The 20,996-nt window shown below is 66.5% G+C and carries 20 protein-coding genes; 8 read left to right on the top strand and 12 right to left on the bottom strand.

Annotated features, from left to right (window positions below):
* Positions 1 to 11: 11 nt before the first annotated feature.
* Complete coding sequence (locus NS1_RS23365) at positions 12 to 329, bottom strand: hypothetical protein (RefSeq protein WP_056823598.1); 318 nt, start codon at positions 327 to 329, stop codon at positions 12 to 14.
* A gap of 114 nt (positions 330 to 443) precedes the next feature.
* On the opposite strand from NS1_RS23365, the gene NS1_RS23360 reads away from it, so the two are divergent.
* From NS1_RS23360 to NS1_RS23350, 3 genes are all read left to right on the top strand, one after another.
* A complete protein-coding gene (locus NS1_RS23360) occupies positions 444 to 1,193 on the top strand; it encodes a crotonase/enoyl-CoA hydratase family protein (RefSeq protein ID WP_062987760.1) in 750 nt (249 codons plus the stop codon).
* 167 nt (positions 1,194 to 1,360) lie between these two features.
* Positions 1,361 to 2,467, top strand: a complete 1,107-nt coding sequence (locus NS1_RS23355; protein ID WP_062987758.1) for a glycoside hydrolase family 183 protein — start codon at positions 1,361 to 1,363, stop codon at positions 2,465 to 2,467.
* 28 nt (positions 2,468 to 2,495) lie between these two features.
* Complete coding sequence (locus tag NS1_RS23350) at positions 2,496 to 3,167, top strand: class I SAM-dependent methyltransferase (protein ID WP_062987756.1); 672 nt, start codon at positions 2,496 to 2,498, stop codon at positions 3,165 to 3,167.
* Here the strand turns inward: NS1_RS23350 and NS1_RS23345 are convergent, their stop codons facing one another.
* Positions 3,168 to 3,764, bottom strand: coding sequence for an alpha/beta hydrolase family protein (locus NS1_RS23345; RefSeq protein ID WP_062987754.1), 597 nt, complete (start codon positions 3,762 to 3,764; stop codon positions 3,168 to 3,170).
* Between the two features lie 211 nt (positions 3,765 to 3,975).
* Here NS1_RS23345 and NS1_RS23340 point away from each other — a divergent pair, with 211 nt between their 5' ends.
* Positions 3,976 to 5,811 carry an acyl-CoA dehydrogenase gene (locus tag NS1_RS23340; protein ID WP_062987752.1) on the top strand — a complete coding sequence of 612 codons (1,836 nt, stop codon included), beginning with the start codon at positions 3,976 to 3,978 and terminating at the stop codon, positions 5,809 to 5,811.
* Between the two features lie 350 nt (positions 5,812 to 6,161).
* Positions 6,162 to 6,875, top strand: a complete 714-nt coding sequence (locus NS1_RS23335; protein WP_062987750.1) for an MmyB family transcriptional regulator — start codon at positions 6,162 to 6,164, stop codon at positions 6,873 to 6,875.
* Positions 6,876 to 6,929: 54 nt separating this feature from the next.
* Here the strand turns inward: NS1_RS23335 and NS1_RS23330 are convergent, their stop codons facing one another.
* Together NS1_RS23330 and NS1_RS23325 are read right to left on the bottom strand one after the other, a co-directional pair.
* Positions 6,930 to 7,100, bottom strand: coding sequence for a hypothetical protein (locus NS1_RS23330; RefSeq protein ID WP_157125354.1), 171 nt, complete (start codon positions 7,098 to 7,100; stop codon positions 6,930 to 6,932).
* 267 nt (positions 7,101 to 7,367) lie between these two features.
* Positions 7,368 to 8,342 (bottom strand): GlxA family transcriptional regulator, encoded by a 975-nt coding sequence (locus tag NS1_RS23325; protein ID WP_255284653.1) that lies wholly within the window; start codon positions 8,340 to 8,342, stop codon positions 7,368 to 7,370.
* Positions 8,343 to 8,416: 74 nt separating this feature from the next.
* Here NS1_RS23325 and NS1_RS23320 point away from each other — a divergent pair, with 74 nt between their 5' ends.
* Positions 8,417 to 8,998, top strand: a complete 582-nt coding sequence (locus NS1_RS23320; RefSeq protein ID WP_062987743.1) for a cysteine hydrolase family protein — start codon at positions 8,417 to 8,419, stop codon at positions 8,996 to 8,998.
* 177 nt (positions 8,999 to 9,175) lie between these two features.
* Here NS1_RS23320 and NS1_RS23315 read toward each other — a convergent pair whose 3' ends face one another.
* The 3 genes from NS1_RS23315 to NS1_RS23305 form a co-directional block, all read right to left on the bottom strand.
* Positions 9,176 to 9,703 (bottom strand): hypothetical protein, encoded by a 528-nt coding sequence (locus tag NS1_RS23315; protein ID WP_062987741.1) that lies wholly within the window; start codon positions 9,701 to 9,703, stop codon positions 9,176 to 9,178.
* Positions 9,704 to 10,186: 483 nt separating this feature from the next.
* Complete coding sequence (locus NS1_RS23310) at positions 10,187 to 11,056, bottom strand: MaoC family dehydratase (protein ID WP_062987739.1); 870 nt, start codon at positions 11,054 to 11,056, stop codon at positions 10,187 to 10,189.
* Complete coding sequence (locus NS1_RS23305; RefSeq protein WP_056823641.1) at positions 11,056 to 12,411, bottom strand: 3-oxoacyl-ACP reductase; 1,356 nt, start codon at positions 12,409 to 12,411, stop codon at positions 11,056 to 11,058. The genes NS1_RS23310 and NS1_RS23305 overlap by 1 nt, the downstream gene beginning before the upstream one ends.
* Before the next feature lie 205 nt (positions 12,412 to 12,616).
* Between NS1_RS23305 and NS1_RS23300 the strand changes: the two genes are divergently transcribed.
* The gene (locus NS1_RS23300) at positions 12,617 to 13,963 is read left to right on the top strand and encodes an acetyl-CoA C-acetyltransferase (protein ID WP_056823644.1); all 1,347 of its coding nucleotides are present in this window, start codon (positions 12,617 to 12,619) and stop codon (positions 13,961 to 13,963) included.
* Between the two features lie 73 nt (positions 13,964 to 14,036).
* Here the strand turns inward: NS1_RS23300 and NS1_RS23295 are convergent, their stop codons facing one another.
* The 4 genes from NS1_RS23295 to gnd all read right to left on the bottom strand — a co-directional run bounded on the left by NS1_RS23295 (position 14,037) and on the right by gnd (position 17,546).
* Positions 14,037 to 14,252: a hypothetical protein gene (locus NS1_RS23295; RefSeq protein ID WP_062987737.1), complete on the bottom strand. Its 216-nt coding sequence runs from the start codon at positions 14,250 to 14,252 to the stop codon at positions 14,037 to 14,039.
* A 151-nt stretch (positions 14,253 to 14,403) separates the two neighbouring features.
* Positions 14,404 to 15,381, bottom strand: a complete 978-nt coding sequence (locus NS1_RS23290; RefSeq protein ID WP_062987735.1) for an alpha/beta hydrolase — start codon at positions 15,379 to 15,381, stop codon at positions 14,404 to 14,406.
* A gap of 106 nt (positions 15,382 to 15,487) precedes the next feature.
* The gene (locus NS1_RS23285) at positions 15,488 to 16,186 is read right to left on the bottom strand and encodes a hypothetical protein (protein WP_062987733.1); all 699 of its coding nucleotides are present in this window, start codon (positions 16,184 to 16,186) and stop codon (positions 15,488 to 15,490) included.
* Between the two features lie 328 nt (positions 16,187 to 16,514).
* Positions 16,515 to 17,546: a phosphogluconate dehydrogenase (NAD(+)-dependent, decarboxylating) gene (gene gnd, locus NS1_RS23280; RefSeq protein ID WP_062987732.1), complete on the bottom strand. Its 1,032-nt coding sequence runs from the start codon at positions 17,544 to 17,546 to the stop codon at positions 16,515 to 16,517.
* 307 nt (positions 17,547 to 17,853) lie between these two features.
* Here gnd and NS1_RS23275 point away from each other — a divergent pair, with 307 nt between their 5' ends.
* Positions 17,854 to 19,713 carry a VanW family protein gene (locus NS1_RS23275; RefSeq protein ID WP_062987729.1) on the top strand — a complete coding sequence of 620 codons (1,860 nt, stop codon included), beginning with the start codon at positions 17,854 to 17,856 and terminating at the stop codon, positions 19,711 to 19,713.
* A gap of 60 nt (positions 19,714 to 19,773) precedes the next feature.
* On the opposite strand, the gene NS1_RS23270 is transcribed toward NS1_RS23275, so the two are convergent.
* Positions 19,774 to 20,976 carry a DUF5685 family protein gene (locus tag NS1_RS23270; RefSeq protein WP_255284652.1) on the bottom strand — a complete coding sequence of 401 codons (1,203 nt, stop codon included), beginning with the start codon at positions 20,974 to 20,976 and terminating at the stop codon, positions 19,774 to 19,776.
* Between the last annotated feature and the right edge of the window lie 20 nt (positions 20,977 to 20,996).

Below are 20,996 nucleotides of genomic sequence, written 5' to 3'. Positions count from 1 at the left end.
ACGGGCTCCGATCAGCTCCCCACGCGTACGCAATCCGCGGCGATCTTCGACTGCGCCGAGCTCACCTTGGCCGCGTCGCCCTCGCTGAGCAGCTTGGCCGGATCGTCGGACTGCGCGTTCGACACCATCACCCGCAGCCCCTCCTGCGACATCCCCGAGTCGAGGAAAACCTGCGCGGCGCAGTCGGCCAGCGCGGGGTTACTCAAACCCTTGTCCTGCAACGACTTCGACAGCTCGGCCTGAGTAACCGCCGGTGCTTCGTCGCCACTGCCGCAGGCCGCCAGCACCGGCAGCGCGAGCAGCGCCGCGGCCATCAGACAGATCCGCATTCGGTGAGTCCTTTCGATCGTCGCGCATCGAATGACGCGCGATGCGTTCGGATCATGCCGCACCGTCGTCCGCGTGGCCACCCACTCGAACTGACTCACGAGTAAGATAGCGATATGGGAGACCACATCACCGTCCGCTTCGACAACGACCGCGCCTATGTCGAATTGAACCGGCCCGGCAAACACAACGGGCTCACTCTGGAAATGCTCCGCGATCTTGTCGAGGCGGCTCGAAAAGTGGCCGACCACAAGACAACCCGCGCTGTCATCCTCACCGGAAACGGCCCGAGTTTCAGTAGCGGACTCGATATCGCCGCCGCCACCCGCAATCCAGTGGCTATCGTCAAAGAATTCCTCCCTCGGCCCCTGCGCGGCACCAATACCTTCCAGGAAGCCTGTTGGGCCTGGCGCCGACTCGACGTCCCGGTAATCGCCGCGGTCCACGGGCGCTGCTTCGGCGGCGGCCTCCAGATCGCACTGGCCGCCGACTTCCGGATCGCCGCCCCCACGGCCGAATTCTCGGTCATGGAAGTCGCCCACGGCCTGATTCCCGACATGACGGGCCCGGCCACATTGTCACAGCTCATCGGCATCGACCAGGCCAAGTTGCTGGCGATGACCGCCGACTCGATCGACGCCGACTACGCGCTCCGGATCGGTCTGATCACCGACGTCGCCGACGATCCCGTGAAGGCCGCGCAGGCCCTCGCCGACCGCGTCACCGCCCGCGACCGCGCCGCAGTGGCCGCCGCCAAGCACCTGTTCGACCGCTCGTGGCACCGCGCTTCCCGTGCGACCTTCGCCGCCGAGCGGTTGGCCCAACTGCCATTGCTCCTGCGTAAGGCCATGAGTAGTAGCGACTGACAAGCAATCCACCTGCAAATTCATGTCGGCTACCCAACGTATGTACCGCATATCACTCTTAGCTGCTGTTAGCATCGCTTCGATTCGCTGACCAGCCGAAGAGTGGTGCGTGACGGAAAAGCCGCGACGTTCCCGGATTTCGGCCTGACCCGGAGGCTCGAACACCCGTGAACAAGACCGGATCCATCCTGCTGTCCGCACTCGCAGGTACTACGGCCTTGCTGGTGAGCGCCGCGCCTCCCGTCGTGGCGAACCCGAACGCCATCAACCCGATTCCCGTCCTCAACGGCACCCATGGCCTGCCCGTCCTGCACGGACGCACCCAGGCGGTCTTCCAGGTCACGGGCATGGCCAGCCCCAACAACACCCAGAACTACAACGTTCTCGGCACCGACCTCGGCATCATGTGGGACAACGGGCGCGGCGAGATGCTCACCGCCTTCGGCGACACCGCGGGCATCGGCTTCCCCAACCTGCTCGCAGGCAGTACCTGGGCGTGGCGCTCCAACATCCTGGTCCGCAGCCACGACCAGAACCCGGCCGACGGGGTCATGTTCGACAGTGTCGTGCGCGATGTCATCGGCCAGGCACGCGACCTGATTCCCAGCCCCAAGATCCCCTTCCTCGAGATCAGCCGCATCCCCACCGCGGGCATCTCGGCCAACGGCGTGCAGTACATGTCGCTGATGTCGGTGAAGACCTGGGACGCCCCCGGTGAATGGACCACGAGCTTCTCCGGCCTCGCCGCCTCGGCCGACAACGGCGAGACCTGGGCCGATCTCGGCCACACCCGCCGTCCCGACGAGGGTGGCAACGCCAACTTCCAGATGAACAGCTTCGTGAAGGACGGCGGCTTCGTCTACGAATACGGCACCCGCGCCGGCCGCAATAGCGAGGCCTTCATCGCCCGCGTCCCCGAAGCCCAGATCGAGAACCTCGCGGCCTACGAGTACTGGGACGGCCACGAGTGGAAGCTGAACGACGTGAACGCGGCGGCCCCCATCATGGGCGGCGTCGGCGAACTCTCGGTGATGTACAACGAGTACCTCGGCCAGTTCATCTCCCTCACCACCGACCCGTTCAACTCCGTGGTGATGCGCCGCGCGTCCTCGCCGGTGGGCCCGTGGAGCGCCCCGGAGGTGCTGATCGATGCCCGGGAACTCCCCACCGCCTACGCCCCGTCGATCTTCCCGTATCAAACCGGCCGCGACCTGTACTTCATGACGACCATCCACACCCAGTACAACGTCGTATTGATGCGCACCACCCTCTGACGGCGTCCGCCGGTCCTACACTCGACTCATGGAAGCGGCGGATTGGGATGCGCGTTATGCGCGCAGTGAATTGGTTTGGGGCGCACCGCCGAACAGCACCGTCGTCGAACATGTGTACGGCCTCGACCGCAGAATCCCCCTGCTCCCCGACGAATCAGGGGTGGCGCCGTCGCTCCCGCGGGCTCTCGACCTGGCCTGCGGCGAGGGCCGCCACGCACTCTGGCTGGCTACCCACGGCTGGCAGGTGACCGCCGTCGATTTCTCCCAGGTGGGGATCGACAAGGGCAGAACCGTCGCCGCTCGCCTGTCGCGCTCGGTCCGTTCCCGGGTGCACTGGCAAACAGCCGACATCACCGACCTCGAAGCCGCCGACATCACCGGCCCCTTCGAACTGATCCTGATGGTCTTCGTCCACCTCCCCGCCGACGAGCGCCGCACCCTGCTGCACCAACTGTCCGACATGCTCGCCCCCGGCGGCATGCTCCTGGTCCTCGGTCACGCCACCCGCAACATCACCGACGGCTACGGCGGCCCCCAGGAAGCGCAGATCCTCTTCTCCCCCGAAGACCTGAGAGCCGACCTGGCCCGCGACGACATCACCATCTCCCTCGCGAATGAGGTCTTCCGCCCCACCGAGGGCCCCGACGCGATCGATTCCCTGCTCATCGCCGAACGCCCGCTCCCCGAATCCACCGACTGATCACCGCGCCCAACGGGCGAACCAGGGGGCCACGGTCGCGGCGATGACGTCGAATCCGGTGCGGAACGAGTGCGCTTGCTTGGGAATCACCCGCACTTCGGCGGCGTCTGCGGCGTCGGGCACCCCGAACGGGTCACTACCCCCGTTGATCACCACAACCTCGATATCTCCGGTCGCCAGCAGCTCATCGCGCCTGCTCTTCTCCGGCTTGCCCGGCGGATGCAACGGGAACGACAGCGCGATGACGCCCCTCGCCCCGACGTCCACCGCCGTGCGACACGCGACCCGCGCGCCGTTGCTGCGACCCCCCTGGACAACCGGCACTCCGGGAAATCTCGCCCGCAACGCCGTCACGATCTCGAGCCAGGCCCGGTCCTGCTTGTCCGCGTTCCCCGGCGCCCGCCCACCGGCAACCCGATAGGGCTGCACCACCCGAGCTACCGTCCCGCCCGCTTCGACGGCCGAATCACGCACGGCCAGAATATCTTCGGCATCGACGCCGCCACCGGCCCCATGCGTGATCACCAGCAGGAACGCCGGGTCACGCACCTCGTCGAGCTCGATCTCGGCCGGTCCCACAGTCGTCTCGATGCGCACATCTCACGGTAGCCCCGAGGTCGCGGCGAGCAACGCCTCCGCAGCCGCGCGTGTTTTTCACATCACATTGCCGCCTACCCCTTTGCCGAGACCATTACCCACCGGTAATATGGTGGATAAGTTACCCGCGAGTAGCATGCGGAAAACCGGCGACGGGCGGGAACGGCACACCACCGACCGCACCAGAACTCAATGGAGAGTGAGTACTCACATGGGCCACTACAAGGCAAACGTTCGCGACCTCGAGTTCAACCTCTTCGAGGTCCTCGGCATCGACAAGGTGCTCGACGCAGGCGCCTTCGGCGACCTGGACACCGACACCGTCAAGGAAATGCTCTCCGAGGTCCGCCGGCTGGCCGAAGGCCCGCTGGCCGAATCCTTCGCCGACGCGGACCGCAACCCGCCCGTGTTCGACCCGAACACCCACACCGTGGCCATCCCCGAGTCCTTCAAGAAGTCCTACAAGGCGCTCGAAGACGGCGAGTGGGCCAAGGTCCCGCTGAACGAGGAGCTCGGTGGCCTCGGCGCCCCGTCCGCCGTCGCGTGGGCGCTGTCGGAGATGGTGCTCGGCGCCAACCCGCCCATCCAGATGTACGCGGCGGGCGCGGGCTTCGCGCAGGTGTTCTTCAACAACGGCACCGACGAGCAGAAGAAGTGGGCGGCCAAGATCGCCGACCGCAACTGGGGCGCCACCATGGTGCTGACCGAGCCCGACGCCGGTTCCGACGTCGGCGCGGGCCGCGCCAAGGCGATCAAGCAGGAAGACGGCACCTGGCACATCGAGGGCGTCAAGCGCTTCATCACCTCGGGTGACTCCGACGACATGTTCGAGAACATCATGCACCTGGTGCTGGCTCGTCCCGAGGGCGCCGGACCGGGCACCAAGGGCCTGTCGCTGTTCTACGTACCCAAGACCCACTTCGACTTCGACACCGAGACCTACGGCGACCGCAACGGCGTCTTCGTCACCAACGTCGAGCACAAGATGGGCATCAAGGCCTCGGCCACCTGTGAGGTCACCTTCGGCGGCCACGGCGTTCCGGCCAAGGGCTGGCTCGTCGGCGAGGTGCACAACGGCATCGCGCAGATGTTCGACGTCATCGAGAACGCTCGCATGATGGTGGGCACCAAGGCCATCGCGACCCTGTCGACCGGCTACCTGAACGCGCTGGAGTACGCCAAGACCCGCGTCCAGGGTGCCGACCTGACCCAGATGACCGACAAGGCCGCGCCCCGCGTGACCATCACCCACCACCCGGACGTGCGCCGTTCGCTGGCCACCCAGAAGGCGTACGCCGAGGGCCTGCGCGCGATCTACCTCTACACCGCCGCGCACCAGAACCCGGAAATCGCCGAGGTCGTCTCGGGTGCGGACAAGGACGTCGCGTTCCGCGTGAACGACCTGCTGCTCCCGATCGTCAAGGGTGTCGGCTCCGAGCGCGCCTACCAGTACCTGACCGATTCGCTGCAGACCTTCGGAGGCTCGGGCTTCCTGCAGGACTACCCGATCGAGCAGTACATCCGCGACGCGAAGATCGACTCCCTCTACGAGGGCACCACCGCCATCCAGGCGCAGGACTTCTTCTTCCGCAAGATCGCGCGTGACCGCGGTGTGGCCCTGGCCCACGTGGCGGGCCAGATCCAGAAGTTCCTGGAGTCCGACTCGGCCAACGAGCGCCTCAAGGGCGAGCGCAAGCTGCTCGCCACCGCGCTCGAGGACGTGCAGACCATGGCCGCCACCCTGACCGGCCACCTGATGGGCGCCCAGGAGCAGCCGACCGAGCTGTACAAGGTCGGCCTTGGTTCGGTGCGTTTCCTGATGGCCGTCGGCGACCTGTTCATCGGCTGGATGCTGCTGAACCAGGCCGAGATCGCCCTCGCCGCGCTCGACAACGGCGCCACCGGCTCCGACGTCGCCTTCTACACCGGCAAGGTCGCCTCGGCGCAGTTCTTCGCCCGCAACGTCCTGCCCGAGCTGACCGCCACCCGCGCGATCCTCGCCAACCTGGACAACGACATCATGGACCTGGACGAAGCCGCCTTCTGATCCGCAGGTAGTTAGCAGAACGGGCCGGAGCATTCAGCTCCGGCCCGTTTTCTGTCTCTGCCTCTATGCGGAGCCGCTGGAGAGTGCAGCGAGCGTCGTGAGGAAGTACATCAGGCCATCCATGAAAATCTCCTTCGAAGTGGGTCGGCCATTCCTATCACGGAATGGTTACCTACAACCTTGACGAGGTGAACGCCGAGCGAACATGCCCGCTCAGTCCTCCTTCGACGCGGTGAGCACCTGAAACCAGCCCGCTGACGGCCTCGGCGGTCGCGGTTCCCCGCCGTCCGGCTACCCACCCGGCGTACTCTGGGATCTACCGTCGGTCGGGGTGAGGCTCGGGGGTTGGGATGGCCGAAAGCACTGCGCTCAGTGTGTATCTGCGCGAGCGACGACTGGCCGCGGGGCTTGCGCGGGGCGAACTCGCCACCCGCACACAGCTCGCGCCACTTCTCATCAGCCAGATCGAATCCGGGGCCCTCGTCCCCAATCCCGCGATGCTGCAACGACTTTTCGACAGCCTCGACGTGCCCCAGTGGTACCGCAAACACATTCTGGTCCGCGGCCTGCCCGCCATCGAATCCGGCACCGCACCCACGACCCCCTCGGCCGAAGACCTCGCCGACCTGGCCAGCCTCACCCACCCCGCCTGCTTCGCCCGCTTCCCCACCATGGACATGCTCGCCGCGAACTCCGACTACCAGCGCCTTTTCCCCGGCCTCGGCGCCGGCGTGAACATGCTCGAGTGGATGTTCCTCAACCCCGTGGCGAAGAAGGTCTATCTCGACTGGACCACCGAGGCCCAGCTCCTGGTCCACGCCTTCCGCATGCTCGCCCCGCTCGCCCCCACCCAGCGCATCACCGCCATCACCGCGGCGTGCAGCGACTCTCCCGACTGGGACCCGGTGTGGACCAGCGAAGTTCGCCCGCAGGACATCGCGCGGCGCCACCTGCGCCTGCGCGAACGCAGCACCGGTCTGGAGCGACGCATGATGCTGCGCGTCTACGACCCCGCGTTCCCCAGCCGCCCGTGGTGGCTGTACCGCCTGATCCCCGTTCGATGACCCACAGCGAAGCCCCCGTCGCCGCGACAACGGAGGCCCGCGATTCTTCCGGAGTTACTCGGCTTCCTCGCCCGACCCCGAGGTCAGCGAGGCCAGGATCGCGGCCAGCTGCTCCGACGACCCGGTGCTGGGGCCAGGCTCTTCCGCCGACGCCGCACCCGCACCGAGCACGGCGATGCTCGCCGCCGCAGCCATAGCCACACCGAAGACACGAATCTTGCTCATTGTGAACCCTTCATTGTTCAGATTTGCCACGGATTTTCCGCCGCACAAGATGTTCAACAGCGAAAGAACCCTCGATGGCAGACCACTGAAAGGGCGCAAGACAAGTTCTAGGCCGCCGAGCCACTCACCAACAACTGCAACAGCCCGGTCATTCCCCACAACATCGTCGTAGCCGACCCGGTCGGCCATTCCTCCGCAATACCCATTCCCGAAACCTCTTACTGCTCATACCATCACCGACAATGTCCTGATCGACATCATAGTGAGTCACCCGATACGAAATCGGCGGCGGTACTCGTTGGGGGTCGTATCGAGCTGGCGGCGGAAGGCACGCGCGAGCGTATCGATGGTGTTGAAACCGCAAGTGGCAGCGATCCGTTGGAGCGTTTCGTCGCTCGTCTCGAGCCGATGCCGCGCCACCTCCACCCGCGCCGACTCGATATAGGCCGCGGGCGTCATCCTGAGTTCGGTGCGAAAGATCCGCGTGAGCTGGCGCTCACTGACATGGACCTGCTCGGCGAGGTCGGTCACCGTGAGCGAATTCGCGATATTGCGCGCGATGTAGTGCCGCAGATCCTCGATCCGCCGAGTGGTCGACACCGGCTCGAGCGACACACTGAACTGACTTTGCCCACTCGGTCGTTTCAGATACATCACCAGCTGGCGAGCTACCCGCAACGCCAATTCGTCTCCGAAATCATCGGCCACCAAGGCCAGCGTGAGATCCAGGCAAGCGGTGAGTCCCGCACCCGTCCAGATGTTTTCGTCGCGAATGTAGATCGGATCCGCATCGACGATGACCTCCGGATGCTCGGCGGCCAACTGCTGCGCCGTCGACCAATGCGTGGTCGCCCGCTTCCCATCGAGCAGCCCCGCGGCCGCCAGAATATGCGCACCGACACACACCGAAGCCACCCGCCGAGCCCCCTCGGCCAACCGCGCCACCGCCGCGACTACCCCCGGATCGACCACCGCGCTGACCCGCCGGCGACTGTCCGTCTCCACCGCCCCCGGCACCACCACCGTGTCCACCCGCCCCAACTCGGAGAACGTCACATCCGGCAGAATCCGCACCCCCGCCGAGGTGGTCACCGCCTCCATCGACTCGGCGGCCAACACCACCCGATACCCCGTCGGCTCGTCCATCTCCCGCTGCAGCAGCGAGAACGCCTCCGGCGGGCCTGTGACATCCAGCAGATCCACCCGATCGAACAACACGATCACCACGAGCCGCTCAGTCACCCACAACCTCCATGTCTGAATCTGCAGGTTACATGACATTGCCGACACAACACGGCGTCCATACCGTGGATCCCATGACCTCCACGACCCTGCGCGAACTCAACGGCTTCGACGAAACCCCCGCTTCCCTGACCAACTCCACCCTTGTCCTGATCGACTACCAGAACACCTACACCCAGGGCGTCATGGAGCTGACCGGCTGGGAACCCGCCCTCGACGCAGCCGCCGAACTCCTCACCGCGGCCAGGGCGGCAGGCACCCCCGTCATCCACGTCATCAACGACGGCGGCAAGGACACCCCTTACGACATCACCACCGACATCGGCCGAATCCATCCCCAGCTATCCCCAACCCCCGACGAACCCACCGTCGTCAAATCCGCCCCCAACGCCTTCGTGAACACCGACCTCGCCGAATTGGTCGACGCCACAGGCAACACCAACCTCATCATCGCCGGCTTCATGACCCACATGTGCGTCACTTTCACCACCGAAGGAGCCTTCCTCCGAGGCAACACCCCCACAGTCGTCGCCAACGCCTGCGCCACCCGCCCCCTCGGCCAGGTCTCCGCAACTCAACTCCACACCAGTGCCTTGGCCACCATCACCGACCTCTACGGCGTCGTCGTCCCCACCCCCAACGACCTCAACGCCTGATCCGCAGGCTGCTCACCCAGTCGGAAGACGATTGCAGCGCAATCGCATTCATGACCTACGGATCTGGACGGAGAGCGTACTGCCGGTAGCCTGGTGAATCACTGTTGCGCAGGGCCGCATACCTTTTCGAGCATGCGGCCCCACGCATCCGATCTCAGCTTCGAGCGGACCGGAACGCTACGACGGGCAGTTGACCGTGTACTCCCACTGGGTGTCATTCGGGCCCGTGACCCGAACGCTCACCGTCGATGACGACCCCGCGGGCAACGAGACGACTCGAGATCCGGTGCCCTGGTTGGCATTGTCGCCGACGTAGCCGGTGTCGAGCACCTGCCCGCCTTCGTAGAAGACCTGAATACGGTCGGGAATGTTGAGGGTTTCGTAGGTCAGGACGAACGAGGTGGGTCCGGTGACGCCGAGCTGGTGCGTGGTGTTGGTGACGCCCGCCCCACCCGACTTGGTCGAGCGGTTGCACTGCTGCACGGTCTCGGAGGACCCGCCGCTCGAGCTACCGCCGAGGATTCCGCTGCCGGTATCGAGCAGATCCCCCAGAATCCCACTGCCCGTGTCGATCACCCCGCTGCCGGTCTCGCCGCTGCCGGTGTCCGCGCCGGCCACCCCGGCGCCGGCGACAAGCGACAGCGCCGCTCCCACCACGGCCACCGTCCGAAGAATCCCCCGATTCGAAAGACTGATCTTGTTCATAACGCTTCCTCCACAACACTTCTCGCCACGGATCTGGATCAGGTGAAGCCGCCGACGCGACCGAACGATCGCTGGGCAAGAGAAGTTCTACACGCGTTGCAGAGGATCCGGAGGGCTCGAAATTCGGCCATCGCCGTGTTCAGATGCCGAATAGTTGCCCGGTAGGCGAGCACTCGATATTGGCAATCGGGCAACACCACGAACGCAGCCCACCGCGCCTCGAGCAATTTCTTAGCACGCAGAAGAAAACACCGGACGGTAGACCAAAATTGGCATTTCGCTGCCACCTGGCTACTGCGCAGCGAATCAATTCAGGCCGATGAGTAAAGTCACAGCAATTCCCGGTAACGACGCCTATCGCGATGACGATCGCCCGAAGCGCAAGTCCCCGAACATATTCCGCAGTAGGGACCTATCCACCGCGTCCGGATACCACGAGGGCCGCACACCCCCCTGGAGCGTGCGGCCCTTGTGGCTGGAGACTCAGCGCACGGTGGCGGTGAGGTGGGGGTAGCCCTTTTTGGGGTGCAGGATGGAGAGATCCCAGCCGGATCCGACCTGGTCGGCGTAGATGTTCACCGAGGACGGAAGGAAGATCGGCTTACCGAATTTGACCGCGTAGGTGGTCTTTTCGGGAACACGGCCCTCGATGGTGCTGAGGATCGCGGCGGCGGACCACATGCCGTGGGCGATGGTTTGCGGGAAACCCATTGCCTTGGCGCCGATTCCGGAGACATGGATCGGATTGCGGTCGCCCGAGGCCGCGGCGTAGCGGTTGATCAATTTCTGATCGACGCGCTGCACGCGCAGCGGAGGCGGCGGCACCTCGTCGGCCGGAGGTTCCGATTTGGGACCGCCGGAGAGGGAGGTGCGCTGCTGGTGCAGGAGAGTCGATACCTGCCGCCAGACGAGCTCGCGGCCTACCCGGATCTCCGTGATCGCGTCGACCAGAAGACCTTTCGGGTGTTCGCGAAGGTTCTCGATGTGTGCGGAGAAGTCGAGAGGCTCGGCGGCGGAGATCTCCCGGGTGCGCTCGATGACGTTCTCGAAGTGCACCGCGCCGACCGCCGTGAACGGGAAGTCCCGCGCCACCATCAGTTCCATCATCAACGGAAACGCGAGGATGAAGGGGTACGTCAGCGGCAGGGTGTCGCTGAAACGCAGGCCGGTGGCGTGGCAGTAGGCGGCCAGGTGGTCGGGATCGACACGCACGCCGTCGACGACGACGCGACGGTCGGGCAGGGTCGGCTTACGCCCCGACAGCGCGGCGGGCAGCGGGATGGCGCCCAGCGCCGCCTTCGCGTACAGGCCGCCGTTCTTGGGAACCTCGGTGAGGGTGATCGTCTGGGTCATCAGGCGCCGATCAGGCTCTGACCGCAGACGCGAACCACGTTGCCGCTCACCGCGTTCGACGCGGGACTCGCGAAGTAGGCGATGGTCTCGGCGACGTCGACGGTCTGGCCGCCCTGCAGCAGCGAGCTCATCAGGCGACCGGCCTCCCTGGTGCCGACGGGGATGGCGGCGGTCATCGCGGTCTCGATGAAGCCGGGCGCCACCGCGTTGATGGTGATGCCCTTCTCGGCCAGCAGCGGGGACTCGGCGTCGACCATACCGATGACGCCCGCCTTGGACGCGCCGTAGTTGGTCTGACCACGGTTGCCCGCGATGCCCGCGATGGAGGACACATCGATCACGCGGCCGCCTTCCTTGAGCACGCCCTTGGCGACGAGGCCGGAGGTGATGCGGTGCGGGGCAGCGAGATTGACGTTGATCACCGAGCTCCAGCGACCCTCGTCCATGTTGGCGAGCAGCTTGTCGCGGGTGATGCCTGCGTTGTGCACCACGATGTCGATGCCGCCGAAACGCTCGGTGGCGAAGTCGGCCAGCCGCTCGGCGGCGTCGGGCGCGGTGACATCGAGGGCCAGCGCGGTGGCGCCGATCTTGTTCGCGGTGTCGGACAGGGCCTCGCCCGCGGCGGGGATGTCGGCGACGATCACGGTGGCGCCGTCACGGGCGAACACCTCGGCGATGGTGGCGCCGATACCGCGTGCGGCACCGGTCACGACAGCGACCTTGCCGGCGAGCGGCTTGTCCCACGAAGCCGGGGCGACCGAATCGGCGGAGCCGACGCGGATGACCTGACCGTCGACGAAGGCCGACTTGCCCGAGAGCAGGAAGCGCAGGGTCGACTCGAGGCCGGTCGCGGCGGCGCCCGCTTCGGGGTGCACGTAGACGAGCTGGCCGGTCGCGCCGCGCAGCAGCTCCTTGGCGACCGAACGCGAGAAGCCCTCGAGCGCGCGCTGGGCGATCTGCTCATCGACCGAGCCGGCCAGTTCGGGGGTGGTGCCGAGAACCACGACACGCCCCGAAGGAGCGAGGTTGCGCATGGCGGGCTGGAAGAATTCGAACAGCTGCGCGAGCTTGTCGATCGAGTCGATGCCGGTGGCGTCGAAGACCAGCGCGCCGTACTTGGTGCCCGAGTCGAGCGAGTCCGCGACGGTGTAGTCCGACAGCAGCGCGCGGACCGGCTCAGCCAGGCGGCCCTTGCCACCGAGCAGCACCGGGCCGGGCAGGGCGGGCTCGCCCGCCTTGTATCGGCGCAGCTCAGCCGGCTGCGGGAGGCCCAGTTTGCTCGCGAGGAACGCGCCGGGGGCGGAGTGGATGAAAGATCCGTAGAGGTTCGGTGCACCCTTGCTCTTGGCTGCCACTGTTCCTACCTTCTCTGTGCTCGACGAGTGTGTGACCGTGCTCCGCCCAGTGTCCCCCGTGTGAGCGCACACTTGCGGGTACGGTGTCGACAACGAACTTACTCCGGAGTAAGTTTAATGTAAACCGATACGACGCCGCGACCGCACGGGGGCCTATTCCACCGGCCGGCGTTACCCGGAACCGACGAGACCATGGAGAACTCGAGTGACAAGCAAAGCCCGCTCGGCGACGGCCAAGGACAGCACTGCTGAGACCAGCACTGCCAAGGCCGCGAAGACCCAGCGCCCGGTCGCCATCGTTGGCGGCAACCGAATCCCCTTCGCTCGCTCGGACAAGGCCTACGCCAAGGCGTCCAACCAGGACATGTTCACCGCTGCCCTCGACGGGCTGGTCAGCCGGTTCGGGCTGCAGGGCGAGCGCCTCGGCATGGTCGTCGGCGGCGCCGTGCTCAAGAAGGTCGGCGAGCACAGCCTGATCCGCGAAAGCGTGCTCGGCTCGAAGCTCTCGCCCTACACCCCGGCCCACGACCTGCAGCTCGCCTGTGGCACCGGCCTGCAGTCGATCGTGACCGTCGGCGACGCGATCGCCCTCGGCCGTATCGAGTCCGGCATCGGCGGCGGCGCCGACACCACCTCCGACGCGCCGATCGGCGTGAGCGAGGACATGCGTGAGTGGATGCTCACCGCCAACCGCGCCAGGACCAACAAAGACAAGCTCAAGCTGGTCGGCCAGCTGCGCCCCTCGATGCTCGGCATCGAGATCCCCAAGAACGCCGAGCCGCGCACCGGGCTGTCGATGGGTGAACACGCCGCCATCACCGCCAAGGAATTCGGCGTGGCCCGCGAGGCTCAGGACGAGCTGGCCTACCTCTCGCACAAGAACATGGCGGCCGCCTACGACCGTGGCTTCTTCGACGATCTGGTCACCCCGTTCCTCGGCCTGACCCGTGACGACAACCTGCGTCCCGGCTCGACCGTGGAGAAGCTGTCCACCCTGAAGCCGGTGTTCGGCGTCAAGGCGGGCGACGCCACCATGACCGCGGGCAATTCGACCCCGCTCACCGACGGCGCGTCGGCGGTGCTGCTGTCCACCGACGAGTGGGCCGCCGAGCACAAGCTGCCGGTGCTCGCGCACCTGGTGGACTCCGAGGTCGCCGCGGTGGATTACATCCACGGCCCCGACGGCCTGCTGATGGCGCCCACCTACGCGGTGGCGCGCCTGCTGGCCCGCAACGGCCTGACCCTGCAGGACTTCGACTACTACGAGATCCACGAGGCCTTCGCCTCCGTGGTGCTTGCCACCCTGGCCGCGTGGGAGTCCGACGCCTACTGCAAGGAGCGCCTCGGCCTCGACGGCGCGCTCGGCTCCATCGACCGCAGCAAGCTCAACGTGAACGGCTCCTCGCTCGCCGCGGGCCACCCGTTCGCCGCGACCGGCGGACGCATCGTCGCCTCGACCGCGAAGCTGCTGGCGGAGAAGGGATCCGGCCGCGCGCTGGTTTCCATCTGCGCCGCGGGCGGCCAGGGCGTGGTGGCGATCATCGAGCGCTAGTCCGCGCCGATCACACAGCGACGGCGGGTGGTCTCCGATTCTTCGGAGACCACCCGCCGTTCGTTGTCAGACCTCAGCGGCACATCGGGTTCGGGTGCGGCTGCGAGGAACCCCAGGGTCCGCAGATGAGGAGCTTGATGAAGCCGAGGGGAATATCGATCGCGGCGGAACCGGTTCCGGCGGAACCCGATTCGGCTACCACAGCCGGTTGCGCGGGGGCGGCGAGCGCGGCAGGCGCGCCTGCGGCGATTCCGGCGACAGCCGCGGTGGCAACAAGGACTCGGATCATTCGACGATGCATGACAAGCCTTTCAAAGGACGAACTGAACGAAGCTGATAACCACATCGGGTGCCCCGAGGCGAGCGTTATCCATAACTTTCATGGGCTTGACCCTCGAATTGCCCAGTGCTACAAGCCATTCACGTTGGGCGAACCACCGTCAGTTCGCGTCGATAGCAGCGGCGAGAAGTGGCCAGGATTTGTGCAGGTCTTGTTCCCAGTACTGCCAGGTGTGGGTGCCCGCGGGCCGGAATTCGGCGTGGGCGGGAATGTTCAGTTCCGCGAGGCGGGCGGCGAGTCGCTGGGTGCACAGGTTGGCGGCGGCCTCGATGGCGCCACCGAGGAGGATCTGGTCGGTCATGCCGATGACTTTTCCGGGCGTAGCACCGGGCGGGAGGGTTTCGGCGGCGCCGGGCAGGCCGTTCGCGCTGGAGAGGTAGATCGCCTTGCCGCGCAGGCGTTCCGCGTTGAGGTAGGCGTCGTTCGCGCGCCAGGCGGGATCGCCGGGCGGGCCCCACATGTTGGCCGGGTCGGCTCCGCCACGGGCCAGGACGAAATCGATATAGGCACGACTCACCGGGTCATCCACCGAGGCGCAGCCGCTGTAGGCGCCGACCGCGCGGTAGCGGTCGGGGGCGGCGATGGCCAGGTTGAGCACCGCGGTGGCCGACATCGACAGGCCCGCGATGGCATTCACACCGGTGGTGTTCATGGTGGCGTCGATGATCGGCGGGAGTTCCTCGGTGAGGAAGGTCTGCCACTTGTTGCGGCCGAGCTTCGGATCGTCGCGCTGCCAGTCGGTGTAGTACGAGAACGCGCCTGCCGCCGGCGTGACCACGTTGACGTTCTTGTCGGCGAAGAACTGCACGATGTCAGTCTGGTTGTACCAGTTCGCGATGTCCTCCCCACCACCCGCGCCGTTGAGCAGATACAGCGTCGGCCGTGGCGCGCTGGTGTCGTGCGGGGTGATGACCTGCAGCGGGATCACCCGGTCCATCGACGCGGAGTACACGTGCAGCATCTGCTGCCGCTGGCCTGGCCGTTCGATCCGATCCAGCCTCGATCCGTCCGCGTCGGCGGTCCCGATCGACGCGACCGACAGCGCGGTGACAGCGAGCGCGGTCAGTACCGTCCGCATACAGGTGAACAAGAGTCCTCACAGAGTTCGAATCGAATTGCGCCACAAGGAGAATGGTCGCCGGGACGGCAGCGCGAGTCCGTCCCGGCGACCAGGTGCTACGCGATCAACTACCGATCAGATCGCCCAGCACGTCGGAGATGATGTCGCTCAGCGAGCCGGTGGAGCTCAGCTGGCCATCATCGGAACCCAGCCCGTTGTCGCCGAGGCTGCCGATCACGGTCTCACCCGCGTTGGCGCCGCGCGCGGTGAAACAGGCGGTGAGGCCGGGCATTTCATTGCTCACGCCCACGGTGCCGGCGACGCCGACGCCACCGCTGGTGACCATCTGGCCCACCTTGATGCCGCTGGGCACCGGGTAGGTGATGGTCAAGGTGACCGGGTTGCCGGAGTTGACGAACCAGCCGGTGCTCGTCACCTTCCAGCCGCCCGCGTTGGGCTCGGCGGTGACGTCCTCGGTGACCTGGCCGCCGACCGCGTGATAGGCGGTGATGGTGGCCTTGGTCGGCGCACCGAAGCCGACCGGCGGGAAGTCGGTGATGGTGTTGACGTACGGGTTGCCGATCCCGGTGGTGCCGACGATCACCTTGTAGGTGACCGAGGTGCCGACGCCGATCTGCTCGGCGCTGGCGATCTTGTCGTAGACGTGGGTGACACCGACGGTGCTCCAGTCCTGCTTGGTGTCGTGACTGCTCACCGCGCAGGTGGCGGCGGCGGCGACGCCGGATCCAAGGCCGACACCGACACCGGCGACGACCAGAGCGGTGGTGGCGACGCCCGCGGCGATACGCGAAGTCCGGAACATGTTTTTCCTCCATAGCCCCGGCGAACACGGCCGGGGCGAATTCCTCATCAGGTGGGCTTTCCCCCCTCTGACCACAAGGTATAGGTCGGATTGGACGATTGTCCTGGAAAATAGGAACGTGTTCTTATTTTGTGGAACATCATCGTTTTACTCTGTGGCGCGGGTAGGATCCGAGAATTTTCGCTCCGCCGGAATCCCTCCGAAAACGCGACAACCGGCCCTCCGTCTGGCGACGAAGGGCCGGTTGCGGGCGTCAAGGGGGCTTATCGCCTACTTCTGCGGCAGCTCGTTGTGGCCGCCGAACGCCTTTCGGGATATGCGCGTCTGGCTACTTCTGCGGCAGCTCGTTGTGGCCGCCGAACGCCTTTCTCATGGCCGAGAGCATCTTGTCGGCGTAGAGGGCCTGGCCGCGGGAGGAGAAGCGCTGATAGAGGGCTGCGGAGAGGATCGGGACGGGGACCGCGGTGTCGATGGCGGCGTCGACGGTCCAGCGGCCTTCGCCGGAGTCGGAGACTCGACCACTGTAGGAGTCCAGGTCGGGGTCGGCGACCAGCGCCGATGCGGTGAGATCGAGGAGCCAGGAGGCGACGACCGAACCGCGGCGCCACACCTCGGTGATGGCCGGAATGTCCAGGTCGTACATGTAGTACTCGGGGTGCTCCATCGGCGTCTCCTCGGCGGAGTGCTCACCGTGCAGGTACTCCGAGCCCGCGTTGGCGTGCTCGAGAATGTTGAGACCCTCGGCGTAGGCGCCCATCGCGCCGTACTCGATGCCGTTGTGCACCATCTTCACGAAGTGGCCCGCACCGTGCGGACCGCACAGCAGATAGCCCTTCTCCGCCTGCGACGGCTCACCGGTGCGGCCAGGGGTGCGCGGGGCCGACTCGTAGCCCGGAGCGATGGTCTTCAGCAGCGGCTCCAGGTAGTCGACCTGGGCCTGGTTCCCGCCGATCATCAGGCAGTAGCCGCGCTGTAGGCCGAAAACGCCACCCGAGGTGCCGATGTCCAGATAATGAATGCCCTTGGGCTCCAGCGCCTTCGCGCGTTTGATGTCCTCGTGGTAGCGACTGTTACCGCCGTCGATGATGATGTCGCCCGGCTCGAGCAGCTCGGCGACGTTCTCGATCACCGCACCGGTGGCGCCTGCGGGGATCATCACCCACACCACGCGGGGAACCTCGAGCCTGCCGATGAAATCGGCCAGGTCGGTCGTGCCGCTGAACTTGTCACCGAGCTCGGATTCCAGGTCGGCGAGGGGCCCTGGGTGGCGCTCGTACCCCACGGCGGTGTGCCCGTCGCGCACGATACGGCGCACGATGTTGGCACCCATCCGGCCGAGGCCGATCATTCCCAGCTGCATCAGTTCTCCTCGTTGTCCGGTCCGTGGTGTCGAGATACTTCTCACCTCGATTGTCTCGCGCCGCAGCGACCTCGGCCGTGGGGGCGTCGCCCCGCGCGCCGAAATTCTTCCGAATGGGCTGTAACGCCCCGCTCCGGGCCACGATAAACAGATCGGCTCCGTGTAGTTGCCAGACCCCCGACCCGGCAACTACACGGAGCCTTTCTGCTGCCCCCGACCCGGTGCCGAGCTGCCGAGCGCGCCGAAGCGCGTTACCCTCGGGCCGGACCCCGCAAACATTCGGGGCCAACCTAACGGAAGGACCTCCGTGCCCAGCGAGTCGACCGCCGGACAACCGGCCGACCGAAGGGGCGAGGTCGGATTACGCAAGCTGCTCGAATCAAATCGCACTTTCGATCCGGACACCACCGCCCTCACCCAGCCCCTGAACACCGTGACCCGCGATCGCTGGTCACCCACTCCCGGCCCGGCGGGCAACCAGCCGCCGACCCCGCCGGGCAACCAGCAGCTGGTCAAGCGCATCGGAATCGCGGTCGGCGCCGTGCTGGCCGTCGGAACCGCCGCCTACCTGGCCGACCTCGCGTTGAGCTCGGGTGAGGTGGCGCGCGGCGTCGTCGTCGCCGGTATCGACATCGGCGGGATGGACCAGGCCGAAGCCGACGCGCTGCTGCACACCGAGCTCGGACCCAAGGCCGAACGACCGCTCCCCGTACGGATCGGTGACGTGCAGGCGAGCATGGTGCCTGCCGCAGCCGGTCTGTCGGTGGACTACGACCGCACCTGGGACGCCGTCGGCGGTCAGCCGTTGAACCCGGTGAGCCGACTGATCTCCCTGTTCGGCACCCGCGAGGTACCGGTGTCGAGCACCGTCGACACCGCGGCTCTCGACGCACAGCTCGCTGATTTCCGCGTCCACGACAATCCGACTGTCGAAGGCACGGTGCGGTTCGAGAACGGCAGACCCGTCGCGGTCGCGCCGGTGCCCGGCCGGGTGCTCGACACCGAGGCCGCGCGCACCACCATCACCGACCGCTGGGCCGCCAGCAGCCAACTGGATCTGCCCGTGGTGGCCGCACCCGTCGCCGTGCGCACCGATGCCGTACAGGCGGCGTTGCGCGAGATCGCGACGCCGGCTGTCGCCTCACCGATCACCTTGTCCGGCAAGGACGTTCAAGCCTCGCTGACCACCGGCCAGATCGCTGACGTGCTCGGTTTCGTCCCCGACGGCAATGGCGGACTGGCGCCCCAGATCAACAACGACGCCGTAATCGCGTTGCTCGCAACGCAATTGGCGAAGTCCGAGATGGAACCCAAGGACGCCACCTTCACGGTCGGTGCGGGTAAGCCGACCGTCGTGCCCGCTGTGGTCGGCGAGAAGATCGACTGGCCCAAGACGCTGGAGAAGCTGCCCGCCCTGCTCACGCAGCCGGGTCCGCGCACCACCCCGGTGGTGTATCAGCGCGTCGAGCCCAAGCTCACCACCGAGGCCGCGAACGCGCTCGGGGTGAACGAGACGATCGGCCAGTTCACCACCGGCGGCTTCAGCGGCCCCTCCGGAGTGAACATCCGCACCGTCGCCGCCAAGGTCGACGGGGCGGTGATCAAGCCGGGAGATACGTTCTCGCTCAACGAGTTCACCGGTCCGCGCACCGCCGCGGAAGGCTATGTGGAGTCGGGCATCATCGACAAGGGCAGGCCTAGTACCGCGGTGGGCGGCGGCATCAGCCAGTTCGCCACCACGCTCTACAACGCGGCCTACTTCGCCGGGATGGAAGACGGCGGACACACCGAGCACAGCTACTACATCTCGCGCTACCCGGCCGCGCGCGAGGCGACCGTGTTCGACGGTGCGATCGACCTGGCATTCCGCAACACCGGCACGACTGGTGTCTACATTCAGGCGGTCGCCACCGGATCCGACATCACCGTGCGGTTGTGGGGCACCAAAACCGTGAACGTGGAATCGATTACGGGTGAGAAGTCGAAGCCGACCGAGCCCAACGAGGTCGTCCTGCCCAAGGGTAAGGACTGCATCGCCTCCGAGGGTGCGCCCGGCTTCACCATCTCCGACACCAGGGTGATCACCGACGCGAAGTCCGGCGCCCAGGTGTCGCGGCATACGCGGACCGTGAAGTACGACCCGATCCCGATTGTGAAGTGCGAGTAGGGGTTCGACGGTAAAAGGCTCGCGCGGTCGGCGATTCGCCACCACGCGAGTTTTTTTTCGTCAGCAGCCGCAATCGCAACTGCAGTCGCCGCAGCCGCAGTCCTCGCCGCAGCAGTTACCGCAGCAGTCACCGCAATCGCAGCAACTGTCGCAGTCGCAGTTCTTGGCCCAGGCGTCCTTCTGTTCGCCGGTGCACGGACTGGTGTGATCGACACAGCAGGCCATGCCGGTGCAATAGACGCCCAGGATCAGCCCACTGGCCTTGAACGGACCAGGACGACCCGGGCGGCGACTCGGCGACGACGGAAACTCGTACGGCGAATGCTGTTGAGCCGTAACGGAAGTACGACAGGCATGTCCGACCGCGATGCCGAGACCACGGCCGAGGCTTCGCAGCAGGCTCGCCAGCGGATCGAGCAGCGCCCAGCGCACGGTCGGCAGCTGATCGAGTTCGGCCTCGGCCGCGGCCCGACGGATGTGGGATTCGCTCTCGCGCAGCAGATCGTAGGCCCGGGGCATATCCGTGCCGGTGGCCTCCAGTGGATTGAAACGGCCGCGGGCACGGTCGCGTTCGAGGTCTTCGATGGCATCGGCCAGATGCGCGATACGACCGACGTGCCGACCGATCTCCTGGAGAGCGGCAACGTTTTCCGGGCGACCGGCCAGCGTGGCGGTATGCCCGAAGAGGGTGGCGGCACAGAGTTGAGTCGGCCCGGTGAGTTCGTCGAGCGAGATCGAACCCGGACCGCCCGCATGCCCTTGCGCGCTGAAGGCCGCCGCGCGGGACTCCAGCGCGGACTGGGTGCCGATCGCGTTCAGCATCGGCCGCACATCGAGCCCGATCAGGTCTGCCTGCTGTTCGGCTCGTGCCGCCCAGGAGTTCGACACCCTGCGCATCGGACCACGGGCAACAGCGGACGCATCACCGTCGTCGACGTGATCGCCAATCTTGGCCGCGCCCAACAGCAGTGACGCAGTGGCGGCCAAGCGCACGCCCGGCGCGCTCGAGGCGACCACCGAAGCGCGCTTCATTCCGCGCAGCGGACACGGTCCCGCGGTCGTGCGCGCACCGGCACCCGACTGCGCCTCGGTGAGCACACTGAGCACGATCGCATCGGTATTGGTTGCCGCACGGGCCAGCTGGCCGTGCCCGTCACGCAGACCCAGACACAGCCCGCACATGTGTGCCTGCCACTGCCCCGGATCGATGCCATATTTCGCCGCGCCGTGCGCACACGGCTTCAACACACCGAACACTGCCACCCCGTCTTTCGTGAAACGTC

Source organism: Nocardia salmonicida NBRC 13393, assembly GCF_001613085.1.
Classification (GTDB): Bacteria; Actinomycetota; Actinomycetes; order Mycobacteriales; family Mycobacteriaceae; genus Nocardia; species Nocardia salmonicida.
The sequence above is the reverse complement of the archived record's forward strand: the minus strand, read 5'-3'. Positions and strand labels throughout refer to the sequence as shown.